An 18,209-nucleotide genomic window follows, 5' to 3' on the forward strand; every position below is an offset into this window, starting at 1 on the left:
CATCGCAGCCTTAGTCATCGAGGTAAGCCTCCAGGCCGTGGCGGCCGCCCTCGCGGCCGAACCCGGACTCCTTGAACCCGCCGAACGGCGACGCCGGGTCGAAGCGGTTGAACGTGTTGGTCCAGACCACGCCCGCGCGCAGCCGCTGCGCGGTCCACAGGGCCTTGGCGCCCTTCTCCGTCCACACGCCCGCCGAGAGGCCGTACGGCGTGTTGTTCGCCTTCTCCACCGCCTCGGCCGGGGTGCGGAAGGTCAGCACCGACAGGACCGGCCCGAAGATCTCCTCGCGCGCGATGCGGTGCGCCTGCGTCACGCCGGTGAACACGGTCGGCGGGAACCAGAAGCCCTTCGCCGGGATCTCGCACGGCGCGGTCCAGCGCTCCGCGCCCTCGTCGTCGCCGGACGCGGCCAGCGTCCTGATGCGGTCGAGCTGCGCGGCCGAGTTGATCGCGCCGACGTCGGTGTTCTTGTCCAGCGGGTCGCCGAGGCGCAGACTGCCCAGGCGGCGCGTCAGCATCGCCAGCACCTCGTCGGCCACGGACTCCTGGACCAGCAGCCGCGACCCGGCGCAACAGACCTGGCCCTGGTTGAAGAAGATGCCGTTGACGATGCCCTCGATCGCGGAGTCGAGCGCGGCGTCGTCGTAGACGATGTTCGCGGCTTTGCCGCCCAGTTCGAGGGTCAGCTTCTTGCCGGTCCCGGCGACCGTGCGGATGATCTCCTTGCCGACCGGGGTCGAGCCGGTGAAGGCGATCTTGTCGACGTCCGGGTGCGCGACGACCGCGCGGCCGGTGGCGCCGGCGCCGGTGACGATGTTGACGACCCCCGGCGGCAGCCCGGCCTCGACGCAGATCTCCGCGAACCGCAGCGCGGTCAGCGGCGTGGTCTCGGCGGGCTTGAGGACGACCGTGTTGCCCGCGGCGAGCGCCGGGGCGATCTTCCAGGCCAGCATCAGCAGCGGGAAGTTCCACGGGATGACCTGCCCGGCGACGCCGAGCGGGCGCGGGTTGGGGCCGCGGCCCGCGTACGCGAGCTTGTCGGCCCACCCGGCGTAGTGGAAGAAGTGCGCCGCGACGAGCGGGACGTCGACGTCGCGCGACTCGCGGATCGGCTTGCCGTTGTCCAGCGTCTCCAGGACCGCGAGTTCGCGACCGTGCTCCTGGACCAGGCGCGCGATGCGGAACAGGTACTTGGCGCGCTCGGCGCCGGGCAGCGCGGACCAGGACCTGAACGCCTTGCGGGCCGCCTTGACCGCGCGGTCGACGTCCGCCTCGCCGCCGACCGCGACCTCGGCCAGGACCTCTTCGGTGGCCGGGTTGACGGTCTTGAGCACGCCGCCGTCCGCGGCCTCGCTGAACTTGCCGTCGATGAACAGGCCGTACGACGCCGCGATGTCGACGGCGGAGCGGGACTCGGGCGCCGGGGCGTACTCGAACGCCTTGCCCGGAGTGGAAGCGTTTGCGGTCACGGGTCAGTCCACCGTCACGTAGTCGGGGCCGGAGTAGCGGCCGGTCGCCAGCTTGTGACGCTGCATCAGCAGGTCGTTGAGCAGGCTGGAGGCGCCGAGGCGGAACCAGTCGGGGGTCAGCCAGTCCGGGCCCGCGGTCTCGTTGACCAGGACGAGGTACTTGACCGCGTCCTTGGTCGTCCGGATGCCGCCGGCCGGCTTGACGCCGATCTGGCGCCCGGTCGCGGCGCGGAAGTCGCGTACCGCCTCCAGCATCACGAGTGTCACGGGAAGCGTCGCGTTGGTGGCGACCTTGCCCGTCGAGGTCTTGATGAAGTCGGCGCCGGCCAGCATGGCGAGCCACGACGCGCGGCGCACGTTGTCGTACGTCGACAGCTCGCCCGTCTCCAGGATCACCTTCAGGTGCGCGTCGCCACAAGCCGCCTTGACGGCGACGATCTCGTCGAACACCTGCTGGTAGCGCCCGGACAGGAAGGCGCCCCGGTCGATGACCATGTCGATCTCGTCGGCGCCCGCGCGGACCGCCTCGGCGACGTCGGAGAGCTTGACGTCCAGTGCGGCGCGGCCCGACGGGAACGCGGTGGCCACGGACGCGACCTTGACCGGCGCGGCACCGAGGGCCTTCTTGGCCTCGGCGACCAGGTCCGGGTAGACGCAGATGGCGGCGGGCCGCGGCGCGTCGGGGGCACCGGGGTCGGGGTGGAGGGCCTTGGCGCACAGCGCCCGGACCTTGCCGGGGGTGTCGGCACCCTCCAGGGTGGTCAGGTCGATCATCGAGATGGCGAGGTCGATCGCGAACGCCTTGGCGTCCTTCTTGATCGAACGCGTCCCGAGCATCGCGGCCCGGGACTCGGCCCCGACCTTGTCGATGCCGGGAAGCCCGTGGAGGAACCGGGCGAGGGCCGCCTCGGAGGACGTCACCTCGGCCGGGTCGGCTGGGAAGGCAGACAGCATGGTCACCAGATGAGCATATCTACACGCGTAGCTCCCTGCCAGGGGGCCTGGTCAGCGGAACGTTTCGCCCCGGCGCCGCACGGCATCCCGCCCGGGTCGCCCGGCCTGCCGTTTCGAAGCCGCGCGCGCGTGGGGCACAATCCCGAGTCATGAACACCGATGAGGGCGTCACCACATACCGGTCCAAGCCGGCCGTCTTCACGGGCGTCGCGCTGCTCGCCGCCGGGCTGTGGCTGGCCGTCGACAGCATGGTCCGCGGCGACGGCAAGGACACCGTCACCGTCGTGGGCGCGGTGCTCGCGGTGGGCGCGGTGGTCGTCGCGCTGACCCTGCGCGCGGCGGTGTTCGCGGGACCGGAGATGCTGCGCATCCGCAACCCGTTCCGCACGATCGAGATCCCGTGGGGCGCCGTGCAGGAGGTCCGTGCGGAGTACTCGCTGGAGGTACGCGCCGACGACCGCAAGTTCCACATCTGGTCGATCCCGGTCTCGCTGCGCGAGCGCAAGCGGGCGATGCGGATGAACTCGCGGGCGACCGCGGAGAATCCGTACAGCGCCCACCACCGCGACATCGCGCAGGCCGCCCTCGCCGACCACGCGGTGGCCGACTTCCGCGGCATGGCCGAGCAACTGGGCAAGGAGTCGACCGGCCCGGTCAAGGTCGTTTGGTCCTGGGAGATCCTCGGCGCGCTGGCGGTGGGCATCGCGCTCGCGGCGATCGGGTGGTCGATGTAGCGGTCGACGCGACGGTCGCTCGGGGCCGGCTCGCTCAGGGCGGGCTCGCTCGCTCGCTCGGGCTGGCTCAGGCCGACAGCTTCAGCCGGCTCGCTCAGGTGGGCGGCGAGGCGCCCGGGGCCGTCACCAGGCAGTTGATGGTCAGGTGCCGGAACGTCGCGCTCAACTGGCCGGTCTCCGGGGCGTTGAGGACGGTCATCCCCGCACGGGCGTTTCCCGAGGGGAACGGCGCCGCGCCCGGCAGGTCCTTCCACGGCTCGGATTCCGCGGCCCGCCACTGCGCGGTGACCTGGCCGCCCGTGCGTTCCAGGCGCAGCGAGACCGTGTCGGCCGTGGTCCGCACCTTGGCCTGCGGTTCACCGCCGTACGGCGTGGTCAGTTTGTGGTGCTCGGAGTTCGTGAAGTACTCGAAGGCGATGGCGTCGATGTCGCCGTAGCCGCGCTCCAGGCGCACGTAGTTGTGCTCGTCGGCGAACAGCAGCAGTCCCGCCGCCTGGTAGCCGACGCGCGGATCTACCGACACGCGCGTCTCGACCGTGAGATCGCCGTTGACCTGGGCGCTCGCGAAGGGGGCGGTCACCTTGCCCTGGAAGTCCACGCGTACGTCCGACTCCGGTCCCGCGGTGATCACATAGCCCGCCGCCGTCTGCTCCGGCTCGATCCCGTCCGTCGGCGTGCTGATCTGCGGGTACACCGTGGTCCCGGTGAAGTTCGCGGCCACCGCGCCGCAATTGGCGGGCGAGGCGGGGGTGTTGGCGCCGGGAGTACCGCCAGAGGGGGTTCCCGGGGGACCGGCCGAGGAGCTGTCCTTGGGGTCCTTGTCGTCGTCGAGCAGCCGCGGGGTGATGACGGCGGCGGCCACGGCCAGCGCGGCGACCGCGACGACCGCGACGACGGCGCGGCGCTTGCGGTTGCGGTCGGGGGAACCGGTGGTGCCGCCGGACGCGCCGTGCGGCGGCCCGAGCGACGGCGTGTGTCCGCGGTAGGTCGTGGAGGAGGAGGCCGGGGACGCGGGGGTGACGCGCGGGGCCGGGGGTGGTGCCGACTGGGGCGCGGTCACCTGGGACGGGACGGCCTGACCGGGGGACTGCCGTACGGGCGGCGGTCGTTCGGGAGCCGGCTCGGGCCGGATGGGCTCGTGCGGGACGGGCCGCGGCGCAGGGGGCGCGGGCGCGGCGGACCGCGGATGCTCGACGACCGTCTCCGCCGCCGGGCGTACGAGGGGGTCCTCGGCCAGCAGCGCCGCCGAGCGCGCGAGGACCAGTTCGGTCACCGGGCGCGGCAGCCACGCCCCTGCCCGGGCGTCCGGGCCCGACTCCGCGAGCCGGTCCAGGATCTGCCCCGGCGTGGGCCGGTCGGCGGGCTCCTTGGCGAGCATCGCGGCGACGAGCGGCCGGAAGGGCTCGGGGACCCCGGACACGTCCGGCTCGCCGTACAGGACCTTGAACAGCAGCTCGGTGAACACGCCCTCGCCGAAAGGCGATTGGCCGGTCGCCGCGTAGGTGAGCACCGAGCCGAGGGCGAACACGTCGGTGCCGGGGCCGATCGCGCCGCTCCCGGCCTGCTCAGGCGCGAGGAAGCCGGGGGAGCCGACCAGGAAGCCGGTGCGCGTGATGGTCCCGCCCTCCAGCGCGCGGGCGATGCCGAAGTCGATCAGGCGCGGTCCGTCGGCCGCGAGCATGACGTTGGCGGGCTTGAGGTCGCGGTGCACGAGCCCGGCGGCGTGCACGGCGGCCAGCGCCTCGGCGAGTCCGCCGGCGAGCTGCCGCAGCGAGCCGGGCAGCGGACCGAAGCGCGTCACCGCGTCGTTGAGCGCGACCCCGGCGACGTAGCCGGTGGCCAGCCAGGGCGGATCGCCCTGCGGATCGGCGTCCAGCACCGGCGCGGTGAACACGCCGCTGACCGACCGCGCCGCCGCCACCTCGCGCGCGAACCGCACGCGGAAGTCGGGATCGTCGGCGAAGTCCGACCGGATGACCTTGAACGCGACCGGCCGCCCACCGGGCGAACGTGCGAGATAGACGCGGCCCATGCCCCCGGCGCCGAGCCGGGCGAGCATGCGGTAGCCCGCGATGACCGACGGATCCTCAGAACGCAGTGCTTCCACGGTTGTCCCTCCCCGCAACCACGGTAGAGCGAGGGGAACGGTTCAGGGAGGTGATCGTGACGCGTGTGTGACCGGGAGGCGGAGGAAGAGGGAAGTCCGCCCGCAGCCTCGCTCACATGCCGAGTGCCGCCGCCAGGTCCTGCCTGAGCTCCCGCAACGTCGTCGCGGCGACCGTGTGGGCCTCCGCGACCTGGCTGCGCACCGGGACGACGACCTGGAGGTAGCCCTTGAGCTTGGGTTCGGTACCGCTCGGGCGCACCACGATGCGGGCCGAGGCCACGTCGTCGGCGCCCGCGAGGGTGTACCGCAGGCCGTCGGTGGGCGGCAGGTCCGGCGAGCCCGCGGCGAGGTCGTCGACGCGCGCGACGGCGAGGCCCCCGAGGGACGTCGGCGGGGTGGCGCGCAGCCGGGTCATGCCCTCGGCGATCCGGTCGAGGCGATCCACCCGGACGGAGTACTGGTCGGTGGCGTGCAGGCCGTACTCGACCGCGATGCCGTCCAGGAGGTCGAGCAGCGTGCGGCCGTCCCGCTTGGCGGCAGCGGCCAGTTCGGCGACGGCGAGCGCGGCGGTGACGCCGTCCTTGTCCCGTACGCCTCCCGGGTCGACGCAGTAGCCCAGCGCCTCTTCGTACCCGAACGTCAGCCCCGGAACGCGCGCGAGCCACTTGAAGCCGGTCAGCGTCTCGACGTACTCCAGTCCGTATCGGGCCGCGACCGGGCCGAGCAGCGAGGAGGACACGATCGTCGTCGCGAGCACCCCCGGGCCGGACGCCTCGGCGGCCCGACGGGCGAGTTCGACGCCCAGCAGCGCGCCCACCTCGTCGCCGCGCAGCATGCGCCACCCGCCGCGCGCCGCCCGGTCCGGGACCGCCACCGCGCAGCGGTCCGCGTCCGGGTCGTTGGCGATGACCAGGTCCGCGTCGGCCGCCGCGGCGGTCTCGAACGCCAGGTCCATCGCGCCCGGCTCCTCGGGGTTCGGGAACGCGACGGTCGGGAAGTCCGGGTCCGGCTCGGCCTGCGCGGCCACCACGGTCGCGGCCGGGAAGCCGGCGCGCTCGAACGCGCTCAGCATCACCGCGCCGCCGACGCCGTGCATGGCGGTGTGCACGATCCGCACATCGCGCGGCCCGTCCGGACGCACGACGGTGACGGCGCGGTCGAGGTACGCGTCGAGCAGCGCCTCGCCCAGCACCTCCCACCCGCCGTCCGCCGTCGGCACGTCCGCGAGTCGGCCGACCGCGCCGATCGCCGCCGCGATCTCGACATCGGCGGGCGGCACGATCTGCGAGCCGTCGCCGAGGTAGACCTTGTAGCCGTTGTCGCGCGGCGGGTTGTGGCTGGCCGTGACCATCACGCCCGCCGCACAGCCCAGATGGCGGACGGCGAACGCCAGCACCGGGGTCGGCAGCGGGCGCGGCAACAGCAGCGCGTGCAGCCCGGCCGCCTCCATCACGGCGGCGGTGTCGCGCGCGAACACGTCCGACTTGTGGCGGGCGTCGAAGCCGATGACCACTGTGCGCCGCCCGGCCGCGTCCCGCTCCGGACCCGACGGCGTGCCCGAAGCCGCCTCGGACACACCGGAGTCCGTCGCGGCGGAAGCGGGCGCGGAGGCATCCGCCGCGCCCGTGTTGAGGTACGCCGCCAGCCCGGCCGCCGCGCGGATCACCACCGCACGGTTCATGCGGTTCGGCCCCGCGCCCAGTTCGCCGCGCAGCCCGGCGGTGCCGAATTGCAGCAGCCCCGCGAACCGGTCCTCCAGTGCCGCACGGTCGTCGGCGTCGAGCAGCGCCCGCAACTCGGCCCGGGTGTCCGGGTCGGGGTCCTCGGCCAGCCACGCGCGGGCGGTCTCGACGACGTCACTCAAGGCGGTCTCCTCATGAGCGGAACGGGCGGGAACGGGCGGTCGCAACGGGCACACCCTCGCCTGCGACTCGGGGCGTACGGTCCGCGGCGGCGGACGACCGGCCGTCAGATCCGGGGCAGGACCTCGGCGAGGAGGTGCCCCATGCGCACCGCCGACGCGCGTCCGGCCTCCAGGACCTCTTCGTGGTTGAGCGGTTCGCCCGTCATGCCCGCGGCGAGGTTGGTGACCAGCGAGATGCCGAGCACCTCGGCCCCGGCCTCGCGGGCGGCGATCGCCTCAAGCGTGGTGGACATGCCCACCAGGTGCCCGCCGATCGCGCGGACCATGCCGATCTCCGCCGGGGTCTCGTAGTGGGGGCCGGGGAACTGGACGTACACGCCCTCTTCGAGGCTCGGTTCGACCTCGCGGCACAGGTCGCGCAGGCGCGGCGAGTACAGGTCCGTCAGGTCGACGAAGTTCGCGCCGACGATGGGCGACGTCGCGGTGAGGTTGATGTGGTCCGAGATCAGCACGGGCTGCCCGGGGGCGAACGACGGGCGCAGCCCGCCGCAGCCGTTGGTCAGGACGACCGTCTTGCAGCCCGCCGCGACGGCGGTGCGGACGCCGTGCACGACCGCGGCGACACCGCGGCCCTCGTACAGGTGGGTGCGGCCGAGGAACACCAGCGCGCGGCGGTTCCCCACGGTGATCGAGCGGATCTTGCCGGCGTGGCCCTCGACCGCCGGCGGGGGGAAGCCGGGCAGGTCGGTGACCGCGAACTCGTGGTCCGGAGTCCCCAGCATGTCGGCGGCGGGCACCCAGCCGGAGCCCATGACCAGCGCGATGTCGTGGGTCGCCGCGCCGGTGATCTCCTGGAGCCGCTGGGCTGCCGCGCTGGCCGCGGCGGTCGGGTCGGTGCTGACGGAAGCGTTCACACGGTGAGCGTAAATGGTGGTGGGGCGATCGTCGCGCTTGGGGTCTATGCGCGTAGAGATCGTGTCGCAATCGATGCCGAGAACGGTTGGCGCCGAGGTGCGGGAAGCCGCGCGGGCGACGTCGCCGGTACGGCGGGCAGCATCACCCGGACGGGCGACGGCCGCGGCACCGCGGTCGGGACGACGGCCGGGAGGTCTGATCGGGTGGGTGCCCGGGGGTTTGCCCGAACACCCGCCCCGAGGTCACGGCCCGACGGACAGGCACGGCCTGGTCCGCAGCTCCTTGACGTAGTCGTCGGGCGCGCCCGCGGACTCGGCGGCGTCCGCCACCATGCCGAGGTAGCGCGCGGAGGGGAGGCCGCCCTCGTAGTCGTTGAGGACGTACAGCCAGGCCAGCTCCTCGCCGAACAGCGTCTCGACGCGCACCTTGACCTTGCGGTAGAGGCCGAGCGACTCGCCCTCCCAGCGGTCGAGGTCCACCTCGTCCGAGTCGGTCAGGTCGTACAGCGCGACGAAGACCTGCGAGATTTCGTCCTCGACCACGGTGGCAAGGGAGCCCTCCCACCCCAACTGCTCGCCGCCGAAGGTCAGCCGCCATCCCGGCAGCCAGCCGGTGACGCGGAGCGGGGAGTGGGGAGCGCGCCGTGCCATCTGCCGCGCGTCGAGGTTGCTGGCGTACGCGGCGTAGAGGGGCATGGGACCGCATCCTACGCGGCGCCCGGTGATGCGGAAGAATGACACCCGTGACTCGCATCGTGATCGTTGGTGGCGGCCCCGGAGGGTACGAAGCCGCGCTTGTCGCGGCCCAGCTCGGAGCCGAGGTGACCGTCGTGGAACGCGAAGGCGTGGGCGGCGCGGCGGTCCTCACGGACTGCGTGCCGTCCAAGACGCTGATCGCGACCGCCGAGGTGATGACCAACTTCGCCGACTCGCACCAGGAGCTCGGCATCTACGTGGACGACGGCACCCCGGGCACGCTGGACCGCCCGATCGTCGGCGTCGACCTGGACGTGGTCAACAAGCGCGTGCTCGAACTCGCGCAGGCCCAGTCGGTCGACATCGCCAACGGGCTGCGCCGCGCCGGGGTCGAGGTGCTGCGCGGCACCGGGCGGCTGGACGGGCCGCGCCGTGTCGTCGCCGGGCTCGACGACGGGACCGAGCAGTCGCTGGACGCCGACGCGATCCTCGTCTCGACCGGCGCCACGCCGCGCGTGCTGCCGGGTGCGGAGCCGGACGGCGAGCGCATCCTGGACTGGAAGCAGGTGTACGGCCTCAGCGAGCTGCCGCGCGAGCTGATCGTGGTCGGCTCGGGTGTCACCGGCGCCGAGTTCGCCGGCGCGTACCAGGCCCTGGGCTCGAAGGTCACGCTGGTCTCCAGCCGCGACCGGGTGCTGCCGGGCGAGGACTCGGACGCCGCCGAGGTCCTGGAGGGGGTCTTCAAGCGGCGCGGCATGCGGGTCATGTCGCGTTCGCGCGCGGAGAGCGTCGAACGCCTCGGTGACAGCGTCATCGTGCGGCTCCAGGACGGCCAGACGCTGGAGGGCAGCCACTGCCTGATGGCGGTCGGCGCGGTGCCCAACACCGCGGACATGGGGCTGGAGCAGGCGGGCGTGTACCTGAAGGACAGCGGGCACGTGCGCGTGGACCGCGTCTCGCGTACGACCGCCGCCGGCGTCTACGCGGCGGGCGACTGCACCGGCGTGTTCGCCCTCGCCTCGGTGGCCGCCATGCAGGGCCGCATCGCGATGTACCACATGCTCGGCGACGCGGTCTCGCCGCTGGACCTCAAGGCGGTCGCGTCCAACGTCTTCACCGACCCGGAGATCGCCACCTGCGGCTACTCGCAGGCCGCGATCGACGCCGGCGAGATCGACGCGCACGTCGTCAAGCTGCCGCTGTCCCGCAACCCGCGCGCGAAGATGCAGGGCATTCACGACGGGTTCGTGAAGCTGTTCTGCCGTCCGGGCACCGGCATTGTGGTCGGCGGCGTGGTGGTCGCGCCGCGGGCGAGCGAGCTGATCCACGCGGTGTCGCTCGCCGTCGACCTGCATCTGACCGTCGATCAGATCTCCAGCGCGTTCACCGTGTACCCGTCGCTTTCGGGGTCGCTCGCGGAGGCGGCGCGCCGACTGCACCGGCGCGACCGGGCGTGACGTACGACCGCGTGTGACGCGCGGTGGTGTGTGACGTACGACAGGGCGTGACGCGCGACGGGGTGTGGCACGCGGGCGAGTTCGCGGTGCGGGCCGATGCGCTCGATCGGGTGGCTTTCCGTGAACCGGCGTTTCCGCGCTCGCCGAGCACGCATACTCGTCTGCGAGTGGTCAGGTGTCGCGCCCGGATGGGCACGACCTGACCCGACTGTGTCGCGCGTATGTCCTGACGGCGGGTCAGAAGTATTGCCCGCGGGCAAAATACGTATCGGCCGCAAGCGGTGTTCGGTGGATTGTCCCGTCACCGCCGCAGTTGCATGCCCTAAATGCCCCGGAGATTCACCATCTCGGTGAACAAGTTTGGGTAAGACCTGCAACCGGCTGAAAAGAGGTGGTCGGTCGCGTTACCTTCGTCACGTGTTCGCTGCAGAGCGTCGTCAGTTGATTCTGGAAATGGTGCGGGCCAACGGAGCGGTCTCCCTCAGGGAGCTCGCCCGGGTGGTCCAGACGTCCGAGGTGACAGTACGCCGGGACGTGCGTGCGCTGGAGGCCGAAGGGCTTCTCGATCGCAGGCACGGCGGTGCGGTACTGCCCGGAGGACTCGCGAGGGAGCCCAGCTACTCGCAGAAGACCCATCTCGCCGCCGCCGAGAAGGCCGCGATCGCCGATCTCGCCGTGTCGCTCGTCGACGAGGGAGACGCGATCGTCGTCGGCGCGGGAACCACGACCCAGGAGCTGGCCAGGAGACTGGCCCGCATCCCCGGCCTCACCGTCGTCACCAACTCGCTCCTGGTCGCCCAGGTGCTCGCGCACGCCAACCGCGTCGAGGTCGTGATGACCGGCGGGACGTTGCGCGGTTCGTCGTACGCCCTGGTCGGCAGCGGTGCCGAGCAGGCCCTGTCCGGGCTCCGCGTCCGCCGGGCCTTCGTGTCCGGCAACGGCCTCACGGCCGACCGCGGTCTGTCCACCCCCAACATGCTGTCCGCGAGCGTCGACCGTGCGCTCGTCCAGGCGGCACACGAAGTCGTCGTGCTGGTCGACCACACCAAGATGGGCGTCGACACGATGTTCCAGACCGTGGCCGCCGAGCGCATCACCCACCTGGTCACCGACGAGGACGCTCCCTCCGCGGAGTTGTCCGCGCTCTCCGAACTGGGCGCCCAGATCCACGTCGCGCAACTGCCGCAGCGCGCGGTGCCGGGGGCCCGCTCCGAGATCAACGGCGACCGGCTTCTCGGTGTGGACCACGCCGCGGCCGCCGCGGAGGCGCGCGACCGCCGTTCCTGACCCCGCTTCGCCGCTCCGCCGCTCCGCCCGTCGTCCGCCCGTCATCCGCGGCGGTCGCGCTCCGGTGCCGCGGCCGCGTCCCGCAGCCACGCCGCGAGTTCGGCGTAGTCCGCGGAGGAGAGCCCTTCGCCGGGATCGACGCGGTGCAGCAGCGCGTGCGTCCCGTGGTGCGCGGCGACCCACGCGGTGTCGACGCCGGTGATCTCGTCGTCGACCCAGGCGAAGGGGCGGTCCGACGCGTAGGCGACCAGGGCGCGGGTCTTCCAGTGCAGTCCCGTCCGCAGGTTGCGGTCGTCCGCGGGCGAGGCCACCGGCCACTCCACAACGGGCAGTTGGGGCAGGCCGAGGCGCGGGGCGAGGTAGGTATTGGCCTCGCCCTCCCAGGCCGTGGCCCAGACCAGGTCGCAGGCCAGCCCGGCGAGCTGCGGCCCGTGCGCGGGGTCGAGCCGGGGCAGGAACGGATGGTCGGCGACCTCGGGCGGCACGCCGGCCATGTCATACGTCGGATACGCGCCGGATGCCCGCCCGAACGGAATCAGCGGACCGTCGACGTCGAGGAAAAGCAGAGGCCGGAGCCCGGTGGAAGCTGCCATGTCGGCACGGTAGCGGGCCCCTTCGTACGGGAGGCACGGTAGCCGTCGCGTGCGTGGGCCCGGACGTCCCGACCCCGGATACACCGAGCCCCCGGCCGTGGGGCCGGGGGCTCGGCGCGCGAAGCGGTTCCGTCCGCGTCAGTCCTCGATCTCGTCAGCCCTCGATCGCGTCAGTCCTTGATCTCGCAGAGCACCGCGCCGCTGGTGACCGTGGCGCCCACCTCCGCGGCGAGGCCCTTGATCGTGCCGGAGCGGTGCGCGTTGAGGGGCTGCTCCATCTTCATCGCCTCCAGGACGATGATCAGGTCGCCCTCGGCGACCTCCTGGCCCTCCTCGACCGCGACCTTGACGATCGTGCCCTGCATCGGCGAGGCGAGGGCGTCGCCGCTCGCCGCCGCGCCGGCCTTCTTCGCGCCGCCGCGCTTCGGGGCCTTCTTCGCCGGACCGGCCGCGGCCGCGCCGGACGCGCCCAGGCCCGCCGGCAGCGTGACCTCGACGCGCTTGCCGTTGACCTCGACGACGACGGTCTCGCGCTCGCCCGCCTCCTCGCCCTCGGCGGCGCCGCCCGCGAACGGGGCGATCGTGTTGTCGAACTCGGTCTCGATCCACCGCGTGTGCACCGTGAACGGCGCGTCGCTGCCGTGCGTCTCCGGGGTGAAGGCCGGGTCCTCCATCACCACGCGGTGGAAGGTCAGCGCGGTCGCCATGCCGTCGACCTCGAACTCGGCGAGAGCGCGTACCGCGCGCTGGATCGCCTGCTGCCGGGACGCACCCGTGACGATCAGCTTGGCGAGCAGCGAGTCGAACGCCTGGCCGATGACCGAGCCCTGCTCGACGCCGGAGTCCAGGCGTACGCCGGGGCCGCTCGGCGGGTTCCACACGGTGACGGCGCCGGGCGCGGGCAGGAAGCCGCGGCCCGGGTCCTCGCCGTTGATGCGGAACTCGAAGGAGTGGCCGCGCAGCGGCGGGTCGTCGTACCCCAGCTCCTCGCCGTCCGCGATGCGGAACATCTCGCGGACCAGGTCGATGCCGGTGACCTCCTCGGTGACCGGGTGCTCGACCTGGAGGCGGGTGTTGACCTCCAGGAAGGAGATGGTGCCGTCCTGGCCGACCAGGAACTCGCAGGTGCCGGCGCCGACGTAGCCCGCCTCCTTGAGGATGGCCTTGGACGCGCGGTAGAGCTCGGCGTTCTGCTCGTCGGACAGGAAGGGCGCGGGGGCCTCCTCGACGAGCTTCTGGTGGCGGCGCTGGAGCGAGCAGTCGCGGGTGGAGACGACGACCACGTTGCCGTGCTTGTCGGCGAGACACTGCGTCTCGACGTGGCGCGGCTTGTCGAGGTAGCGCTCCACGAAGCACTCGCCGCGGCCGAAGGCGGTGACCGCCTCGCGCACCGCGGAGTCGTACAGCTCGGGGATCTCCTCCAGGGTGCGGGCCACCTTGAGGCCGCGGCCACCGCCGCCGAAGGCCGCCTTGATCGCGATCGGCAGGCCGTTGGCCTCGGCGAACTCGACGACCTCCGCGGAGCCGGAGACCGGGTCGGGGGTGCCGGCCACCAGCGGCGCGCCGGCCCGCTGCGCGATGTGCCGGGCGGCGACCTTGTCACCGAGGTCGCGGATCGCCTGCGGGGGCGGGCCGATCCAGATGAGCCCGGCGTCCATGACGGCCTGGGCGAATTCGGCGTTCTCCGACAGGAAGCCGTAGCCCGGGTGCACGGCGTCGGCACCGGAGTCGGCGGCGGCCTTGAGCACCTTGGCGACGTCCAGGTAGCTCTCCGCCGGCGTGTTGCCGCCGAGGGCGTGGGCCTCGTCGGCTACCCGCACGTGCACGGCGTCGCGGTCCGGGTCCGCGTAGACGGCGACACTGGCGATGCCGGCGTCCTTGCAGGCACGGGCGACGCGGACGGCGATCTCCCCGCGATTGGCGATCAGCACCTTGCGCACGATCTGGCTCCCTCCTAGAACTGGGCAGAGTCTAGGGAGTGGCACACGAACATGCTGTGCCGCCCCACCCCGTCACAGGTCGGCGCCCCGGTCGACCTGACTGGTGACGGGACTTCGGCGGCGCTGCCGATGCGTCAAAAGTACTCCGGGCCTTCCGCCCCCCGGAACCGGGGGCCGGGTGTCCCGGGTGCGTCCGCCGTACGGCCCACCGCGGGCGCCGTCCGGCCCTTCCGCCGTCCGTCGGGCCCTTCGGCTGGCCGTCGGGCCCGCCCGCTGTCTGTCGGCTGGCCGTCGGGCCCGCCCGCTGTCTGTCGGCTGGCCGTCGGGCCCGTCCGTTGTCCGTCCCCTGTCCGTCCGCTGTCCAGAGGACGCAAAAAGTTGTTCGGCCGGGAACGCGCTGTTGATCTTCGGGCGTTAGCGTGGAGAACGAAATCACCCATAAGGGGAGTTCGCCATGGTTTCAGCCCTAGTTGCGCCCAAGATGATCGACATCATCCGCCGTTCCCTCCCCGAGCCGATGCGCTCCGACTTCGACGCCGACGTGCGCCGCACCGACACCTCCCGGCTCCAACCCGTCCTCCGCCTGTGGCGCGCCCGAGCCGCCGCCCGCAACGACCCGGACCGCATCCGCCGCCTCGAATCCGCCCTCCGCACCGACCCCCACTCCACGGCGGTCACCTGGACCGCCGACCCCCGTCCCTGACCACCCCGGCGGTGGAGCGCGAGATCACGGGCTGACGGTGGGCCGCACGCGAACAGGGCGGCTCCGCGGGGTGGAGCCGCCCTGCCGCGTTGCGCGGGTCAGCGGAAGATGCCGGTGTGGCCCAGGGAGTAGCGGCCGGGCTGGGGGTAGACGGCCAGGCCATGGGGGCCGCTGCCCACCTTGATGCGGGCGATGAGGTGGCCGTCGGTGGTGTCGATGGCGTAGACCTCGGAGTCGTAGCGGCCGGAGAGCCACAGGACCTTGCCGTCCGCCGAGACGCCGCCCATGTCGGGGGAGCCGCCGCCGGGGATGTGCCACTTGGTGTTGATGCGGCCGCCGTTCTCGCCGCCCGGGGTGAACTCCCAGAGGGTGATCGAGCCCTCGCCGCGGTTGGAGATGTACATGTACTTGGAGTCGCGGCTGATGTAGAGGCCGTGCGCGCCGCTGCCGGTCTTGACGAGCTTGGGCGTGGTGAAGGCGTCGCCGTCCAGGACCCATACGCCGTGGCTCATCATGTCGGCGATGTACCAGGTGCGGCCGTCGGGGGAGATCTTCACGTCCTGCGGCATGGTGTGGTGCCGCGGCAGCTTCTGGCGGCCGATGATCTCCATCTTCTCGGTGTCGACCTTGAGCAGCGTGCCGTCGAACTCGCAGGACACGATGAAGTAGCGGCCGTCCGGGGAGAAGTCGGCGTGGTTGACGCCGTCGCAGCCGACCGGGAGGTGCTTGACCGCCTTCATGGTGTGCGCGTCGCGGAAGACGAGCTCGTGGTCGGCGGAGGCCATGACGACGGCGTGCTTGCCGTCCGGGGTGAAGTAGAGGTTGTACGGGTCGTGCACGTCCACCGTCGGCCCGATCTTGCCGGTGGCCGGGTCGAGCGGCGTCAGGGTGTTGCCGAGGTCGTTGTTGACCCACAGCGTCTTCAGGTCCCACGAGGGCACCACGTGCTGCGGCTGGTCGCCGACCTTGATGGTCTCGATGACCTTGTACGTCGCGGGGTCGATGACGGAGACGGTGTCCGACTCGGTGTTGGGCACGTACACGCGGGACGGGAAGTCCTTCACCGCGTCCACCAGTTGGTTCGGACGGTCGGCCGCGTAGAGGTCGTTGGGGTCGAGCACCGGCGGCATTCCGGGGAGCGCGTTCGCGTTCGCGGCCACCCCGTGCGGCAGCGCGGGCTGCACGGTGGTGTCCTTCTGCTCGGGGGCGGGCGGCGGCGCGGAGGTGGCCGAGCGGGCCGCGGGCCGGCCTGACTCCTCGCTGGAGCACGCTGTGATGGTCATGAGGCCGCCCAGCGTGAACACGAGCGTACCTGCGGTGGTCATGGCAATGGCCAAGCGCGACATATGGGTACGAGACACCAGGTCAGCCTAGGTCGGCAGGCCCCAAAAGCCCCGTCGGCTTCACTCGAACGAGGTGCGCTCGGGCCGTATGGCGGGCGCCAGTTGGGCCGTCCCGGCGAATCGCCCCCGACACCCGCACGACGCACCGGGCGTCGGTTCGTTCCCGGAACCGTGTGGTTTGTCGCCGCCGCGTACCGCTTCCGCCGCGAACTTGTCGCCGAACGGTCCGCGGCGCCCTCCGCGTCCCTATCATCCGAATCATCAACTGCCGCGCGGGCGCGGGATTTCGGGATATTCCACCAGGGGTTGGGGGAGCGGCGATGGCCGTGGGCGGCGGATTGCTGCGCAGAACGTACGAAACCGGCGCGACGGTCGCGGAACGCACCGCGCGCAAGCCCGAGCCGTGGGGCGCCAGGGCGGCCGAGTGGATACCCGGCGTCCTGCTCGTGGTCATCGCCGTCAGCTCGGCGCTGATACTGCTCCGGACGGGCGCCTCCGTCGGCGGTCCGGAGGCCGTCGCGGCCCCGGACGCGGAGGGCTACGGCGCGGTGCCCGCGGACCCGGGTGCCGCCGCTACCGGATGGGACATCTGGGACCTCACCGCGGTCCTGCTCCCGTGGTCGATCCCGCTGGTGATCGGCGGGGTGGGACTCACCGACACCGCGTACGTGCACCGCCGCGGCGCGGTCGCGGGCGTCCTGCTGGTCGGCCTCGGCGGCGCCGCGCTGACCTCGCTGCTCGACCTCGTGGCGGCCGGCGAAGGCCAGCCGCCGCGCTGGCTGGGCGTCGTCTACCTGCTGCGCTTCGGCTTCGCGGTGCAGATCCTGGTCGGCGTGGTGCTGTGGATCCACCTCGCGCCGCCGCGCCACCGGGTGGCCCTCAACGCGGCCTTCGCCGCGACCCTGGCGGCCGCGCTGCCCATCCTGTTCAGCGTCGTCGGCGAGGACCTGCTCGACCCGCTGTGGAAGGCCGACGCGGTCTGGCAGACCTCCTTGCCGCTGGTCGGCTTCGTGCTGGTGCTGTTGCTCCTGCCGACCGGCATGGTGCTGGTACGTCCCGGCCAGGGCTGGCCGCGCGCCTCGCGCGGCGCCTTCCGCGGGGTCGTGCTGCTCGGCCTCGTCGGCGTGGCGGTCGCGGTCTGGACGCTCGTGGACGGCGACGACATCCCCGAGGCGGTCGCGCTGTGGCCGGTGGTCGCGCTGGCCGGATGCCTGGTCGCGGCCGGGCTGACGTACCGCGTCGACGGCATCCGCTCGGTCGCCGGGTCGCTGCTCGCGATGGCGGTCGGCATCGCGGCGCTGCCTGCCGCGCTCTTCGGCTTCGACCGCACGTCGTTCAACCCGGGGCTGGGCTTCGACGGCGCGGGCGAGTCCGTGCCGTGGCTCGTCGGCCTGGTCGCCGCGGGCGTGGCCGGTGCGGTGGCCGCACGGCTGACCGGCGCGTACGCGATCGGCCTGGCGGCGGTCGTGCTCGTCGCCGCCGAGTTCGCGGGAGCGGACACCGGGGAGACGCACATCCTGTTGGTGCGCTGCGCGGGGGCCTTCGCCCTCGGCGTGGTGATCGGCGGCCTGCGCCCCGAACCCGCGCTCGCGGCGCTGGGTCTGACGGCGGCGTGCGGGCCGGTCTGGCCGGACCTGCAAAGCGCGAGCACGCAGTACGAGTGGGTCGAGGTGCTGACCGAGCGTCCCGGGGGCGTCCCGGTGCCGCTGCTGATCCTGGCCGGTCTGGCGGTTCCGCTCAGCATCTGGGCGGCGCTGCGCAGCCCCGCGCCGGGGACGGGCGGTCCGGACCCGGGCGGGGTCGGGGCGTACCCGTACGGCCCGGCGCCGGTGCCCGTGCAGGCGGGGGCGGCCGAGTCGTACCCGACCGGGCCCGACCCCTATGCCCCGGGCCCGTACCCCGGCAATCCGGGACCGGGGGCGTACGAGCACTCCGGCCCCGGCTACAACCAGGCCGCACCCCCGTCCCCGCCCCCGAACACCGGCTTCGCGATCCCCGACCAGCCGGGCCAGGACCCGCAGGGCGGCTTCGGCGGCGGCATGGGACCAGGGCCGCGCCGCGGCGATCTGTCGGGAACGCAGGACTGAGGCTTCGGCGGTCCGCGAACGTCGGTGACGCCGTGCCGGGCCGGCCCCGGGCCCGGCACGGC

At 72.8% G+C, this 18,209-nt stretch carries 13 protein-coding genes and 1 pseudogene; 5 read left to right on the forward strand and 9 right to left on the reverse strand.

The annotated features are described in order from the left end of the window. Nucleotides 1-10: 10 nt before the first annotated feature. Nucleotides 11-1,468, reverse strand: coding sequence for an aldehyde dehydrogenase family protein (locus ACRX5S_RS15260; protein WP_436773445.1), 1,458 nt, complete (start codon nucleotides 1,466-1,468; stop codon nucleotides 11-13). A 3-nt stretch (nucleotides 1,469-1,471) separates the two neighbouring features. Beyond that, entirely contained in the window at nucleotides 1,472-2,422 is a 951-nt protein-coding gene (deoC, locus tag ACRX5S_RS15265; protein WP_436773641.1) for a deoxyribose-phosphate aldolase, read from the reverse strand. Between the two features lie 149 nt (nucleotides 2,423-2,571). On the opposite strand from deoC, the gene ACRX5S_RS15270 reads away from it, so the two are divergent. Continuing rightward, nucleotides 2,572-3,156: a PH domain-containing protein gene (locus ACRX5S_RS15270; RefSeq protein WP_436773446.1), complete on the forward strand. Its 585-nt coding sequence runs from the start codon at nucleotides 2,572-2,574 to the stop codon at nucleotides 3,154-3,156. 94 nt (nucleotides 3,157-3,250) lie between these two features. Here ACRX5S_RS15270 and ACRX5S_RS15275 read toward each other — a convergent pair whose 3' ends face one another. The 4 genes from ACRX5S_RS15275 to ACRX5S_RS15290 form a co-directional block, all read right to left on the reverse strand. Further along, complete coding sequence (locus ACRX5S_RS15275; protein WP_436773447.1) at nucleotides 3,251-5,263, reverse strand: protein kinase domain-containing protein; 2,013 nt, start codon at nucleotides 5,261-5,263, stop codon at nucleotides 3,251-3,253. A gap of 112 nt (nucleotides 5,264-5,375) precedes the next feature. Beyond that, entirely contained in the window at nucleotides 5,376-7,127 is a 1,752-nt protein-coding gene (locus ACRX5S_RS15280) for a phospho-sugar mutase (protein WP_436773448.1), read from the reverse strand. A 104-nt stretch (nucleotides 7,128-7,231) separates the two neighbouring features. Beyond that, nucleotides 7,232-8,041, reverse strand: coding sequence for a purine-nucleoside phosphorylase (locus tag ACRX5S_RS15285; RefSeq protein ID WP_436773449.1), 810 nt, complete (start codon nucleotides 8,039-8,041; stop codon nucleotides 7,232-7,234). A 243-nt stretch (nucleotides 8,042-8,284) separates the two neighbouring features. Beyond that, nucleotides 8,285-8,737, reverse strand: a complete 453-nt coding sequence (locus ACRX5S_RS15290) for a gamma-glutamylcyclotransferase (RefSeq protein WP_436773450.1) — start codon at nucleotides 8,735-8,737, stop codon at nucleotides 8,285-8,287. Between the two features lie 38 nt (nucleotides 8,738-8,775). On the opposite strand from ACRX5S_RS15290, the gene ACRX5S_RS15295 reads away from it, so the two are divergent. Beyond that, complete coding sequence (locus ACRX5S_RS15295) at nucleotides 8,776-10,194, forward strand: NAD(P)H-quinone dehydrogenase (protein ID WP_436773451.1); 1,419 nt, start codon at nucleotides 8,776-8,778, stop codon at nucleotides 10,192-10,194. 453 nt (nucleotides 10,195-10,647) lie between these two features. Beyond that, nucleotides 10,648-11,501, forward strand: a pseudogene (locus ACRX5S_RS15300) (DeoR/GlpR family DNA-binding transcription regulator); the annotation flags it as partial. Between the two features lie 21 nt (nucleotides 11,502-11,522). Here the strand turns inward: ACRX5S_RS15300 and ACRX5S_RS15305 are convergent. Next, nucleotides 11,523-12,074, reverse strand: coding sequence for a hypothetical protein (locus ACRX5S_RS15305; RefSeq protein WP_436773452.1), 552 nt, complete (start codon nucleotides 12,072-12,074; stop codon nucleotides 11,523-11,525). A gap of 170 nt (nucleotides 12,075-12,244) precedes the next feature. Then, on the reverse strand, nucleotides 12,245-14,014 hold the full coding sequence (locus tag ACRX5S_RS15310; RefSeq protein WP_436773453.1) for an acetyl/propionyl/methylcrotonyl-CoA carboxylase subunit alpha: 1,770 nt from the start codon (nucleotides 14,012-14,014) through the stop codon (nucleotides 12,245-12,247). A gap of 454 nt (nucleotides 14,015-14,468) precedes the next feature. Between ACRX5S_RS15310 and ACRX5S_RS15315 the strand changes: the two genes are divergently transcribed. Then, nucleotides 14,469-14,717, forward strand: a complete 249-nt coding sequence (locus ACRX5S_RS15315) for a hypothetical protein (protein WP_436773454.1) — start codon at nucleotides 14,469-14,471, stop codon at nucleotides 14,715-14,717. A gap of 98 nt (nucleotides 14,718-14,815) precedes the next feature. Here the strand turns inward: ACRX5S_RS15315 and ACRX5S_RS15320 are convergent, their stop codons facing one another. Next, complete coding sequence (locus ACRX5S_RS15320) at nucleotides 14,816-16,042, reverse strand: YncE family protein (protein WP_436773455.1); 1,227 nt, start codon at nucleotides 16,040-16,042, stop codon at nucleotides 14,816-14,818. A 338-nt stretch (nucleotides 16,043-16,380) separates the two neighbouring features. On the opposite strand from ACRX5S_RS15320, the gene ACRX5S_RS15325 reads away from it, so the two are divergent. Next, complete coding sequence (locus ACRX5S_RS15325; protein ID WP_436773456.1) at nucleotides 16,381-18,147, forward strand: hypothetical protein; 1,767 nt, start codon at nucleotides 16,381-16,383, stop codon at nucleotides 18,145-18,147. Nucleotides 18,148-18,209 lie beyond the last annotated feature (62 nt).

Source organism: Yinghuangia sp. YIM S09857 (assembly GCF_051388915.1).
In the GTDB taxonomy this organism is placed as follows: domain Bacteria; phylum Actinomycetota; class Actinomycetes; order Streptomycetales; family Streptomycetaceae; genus Yinghuangia.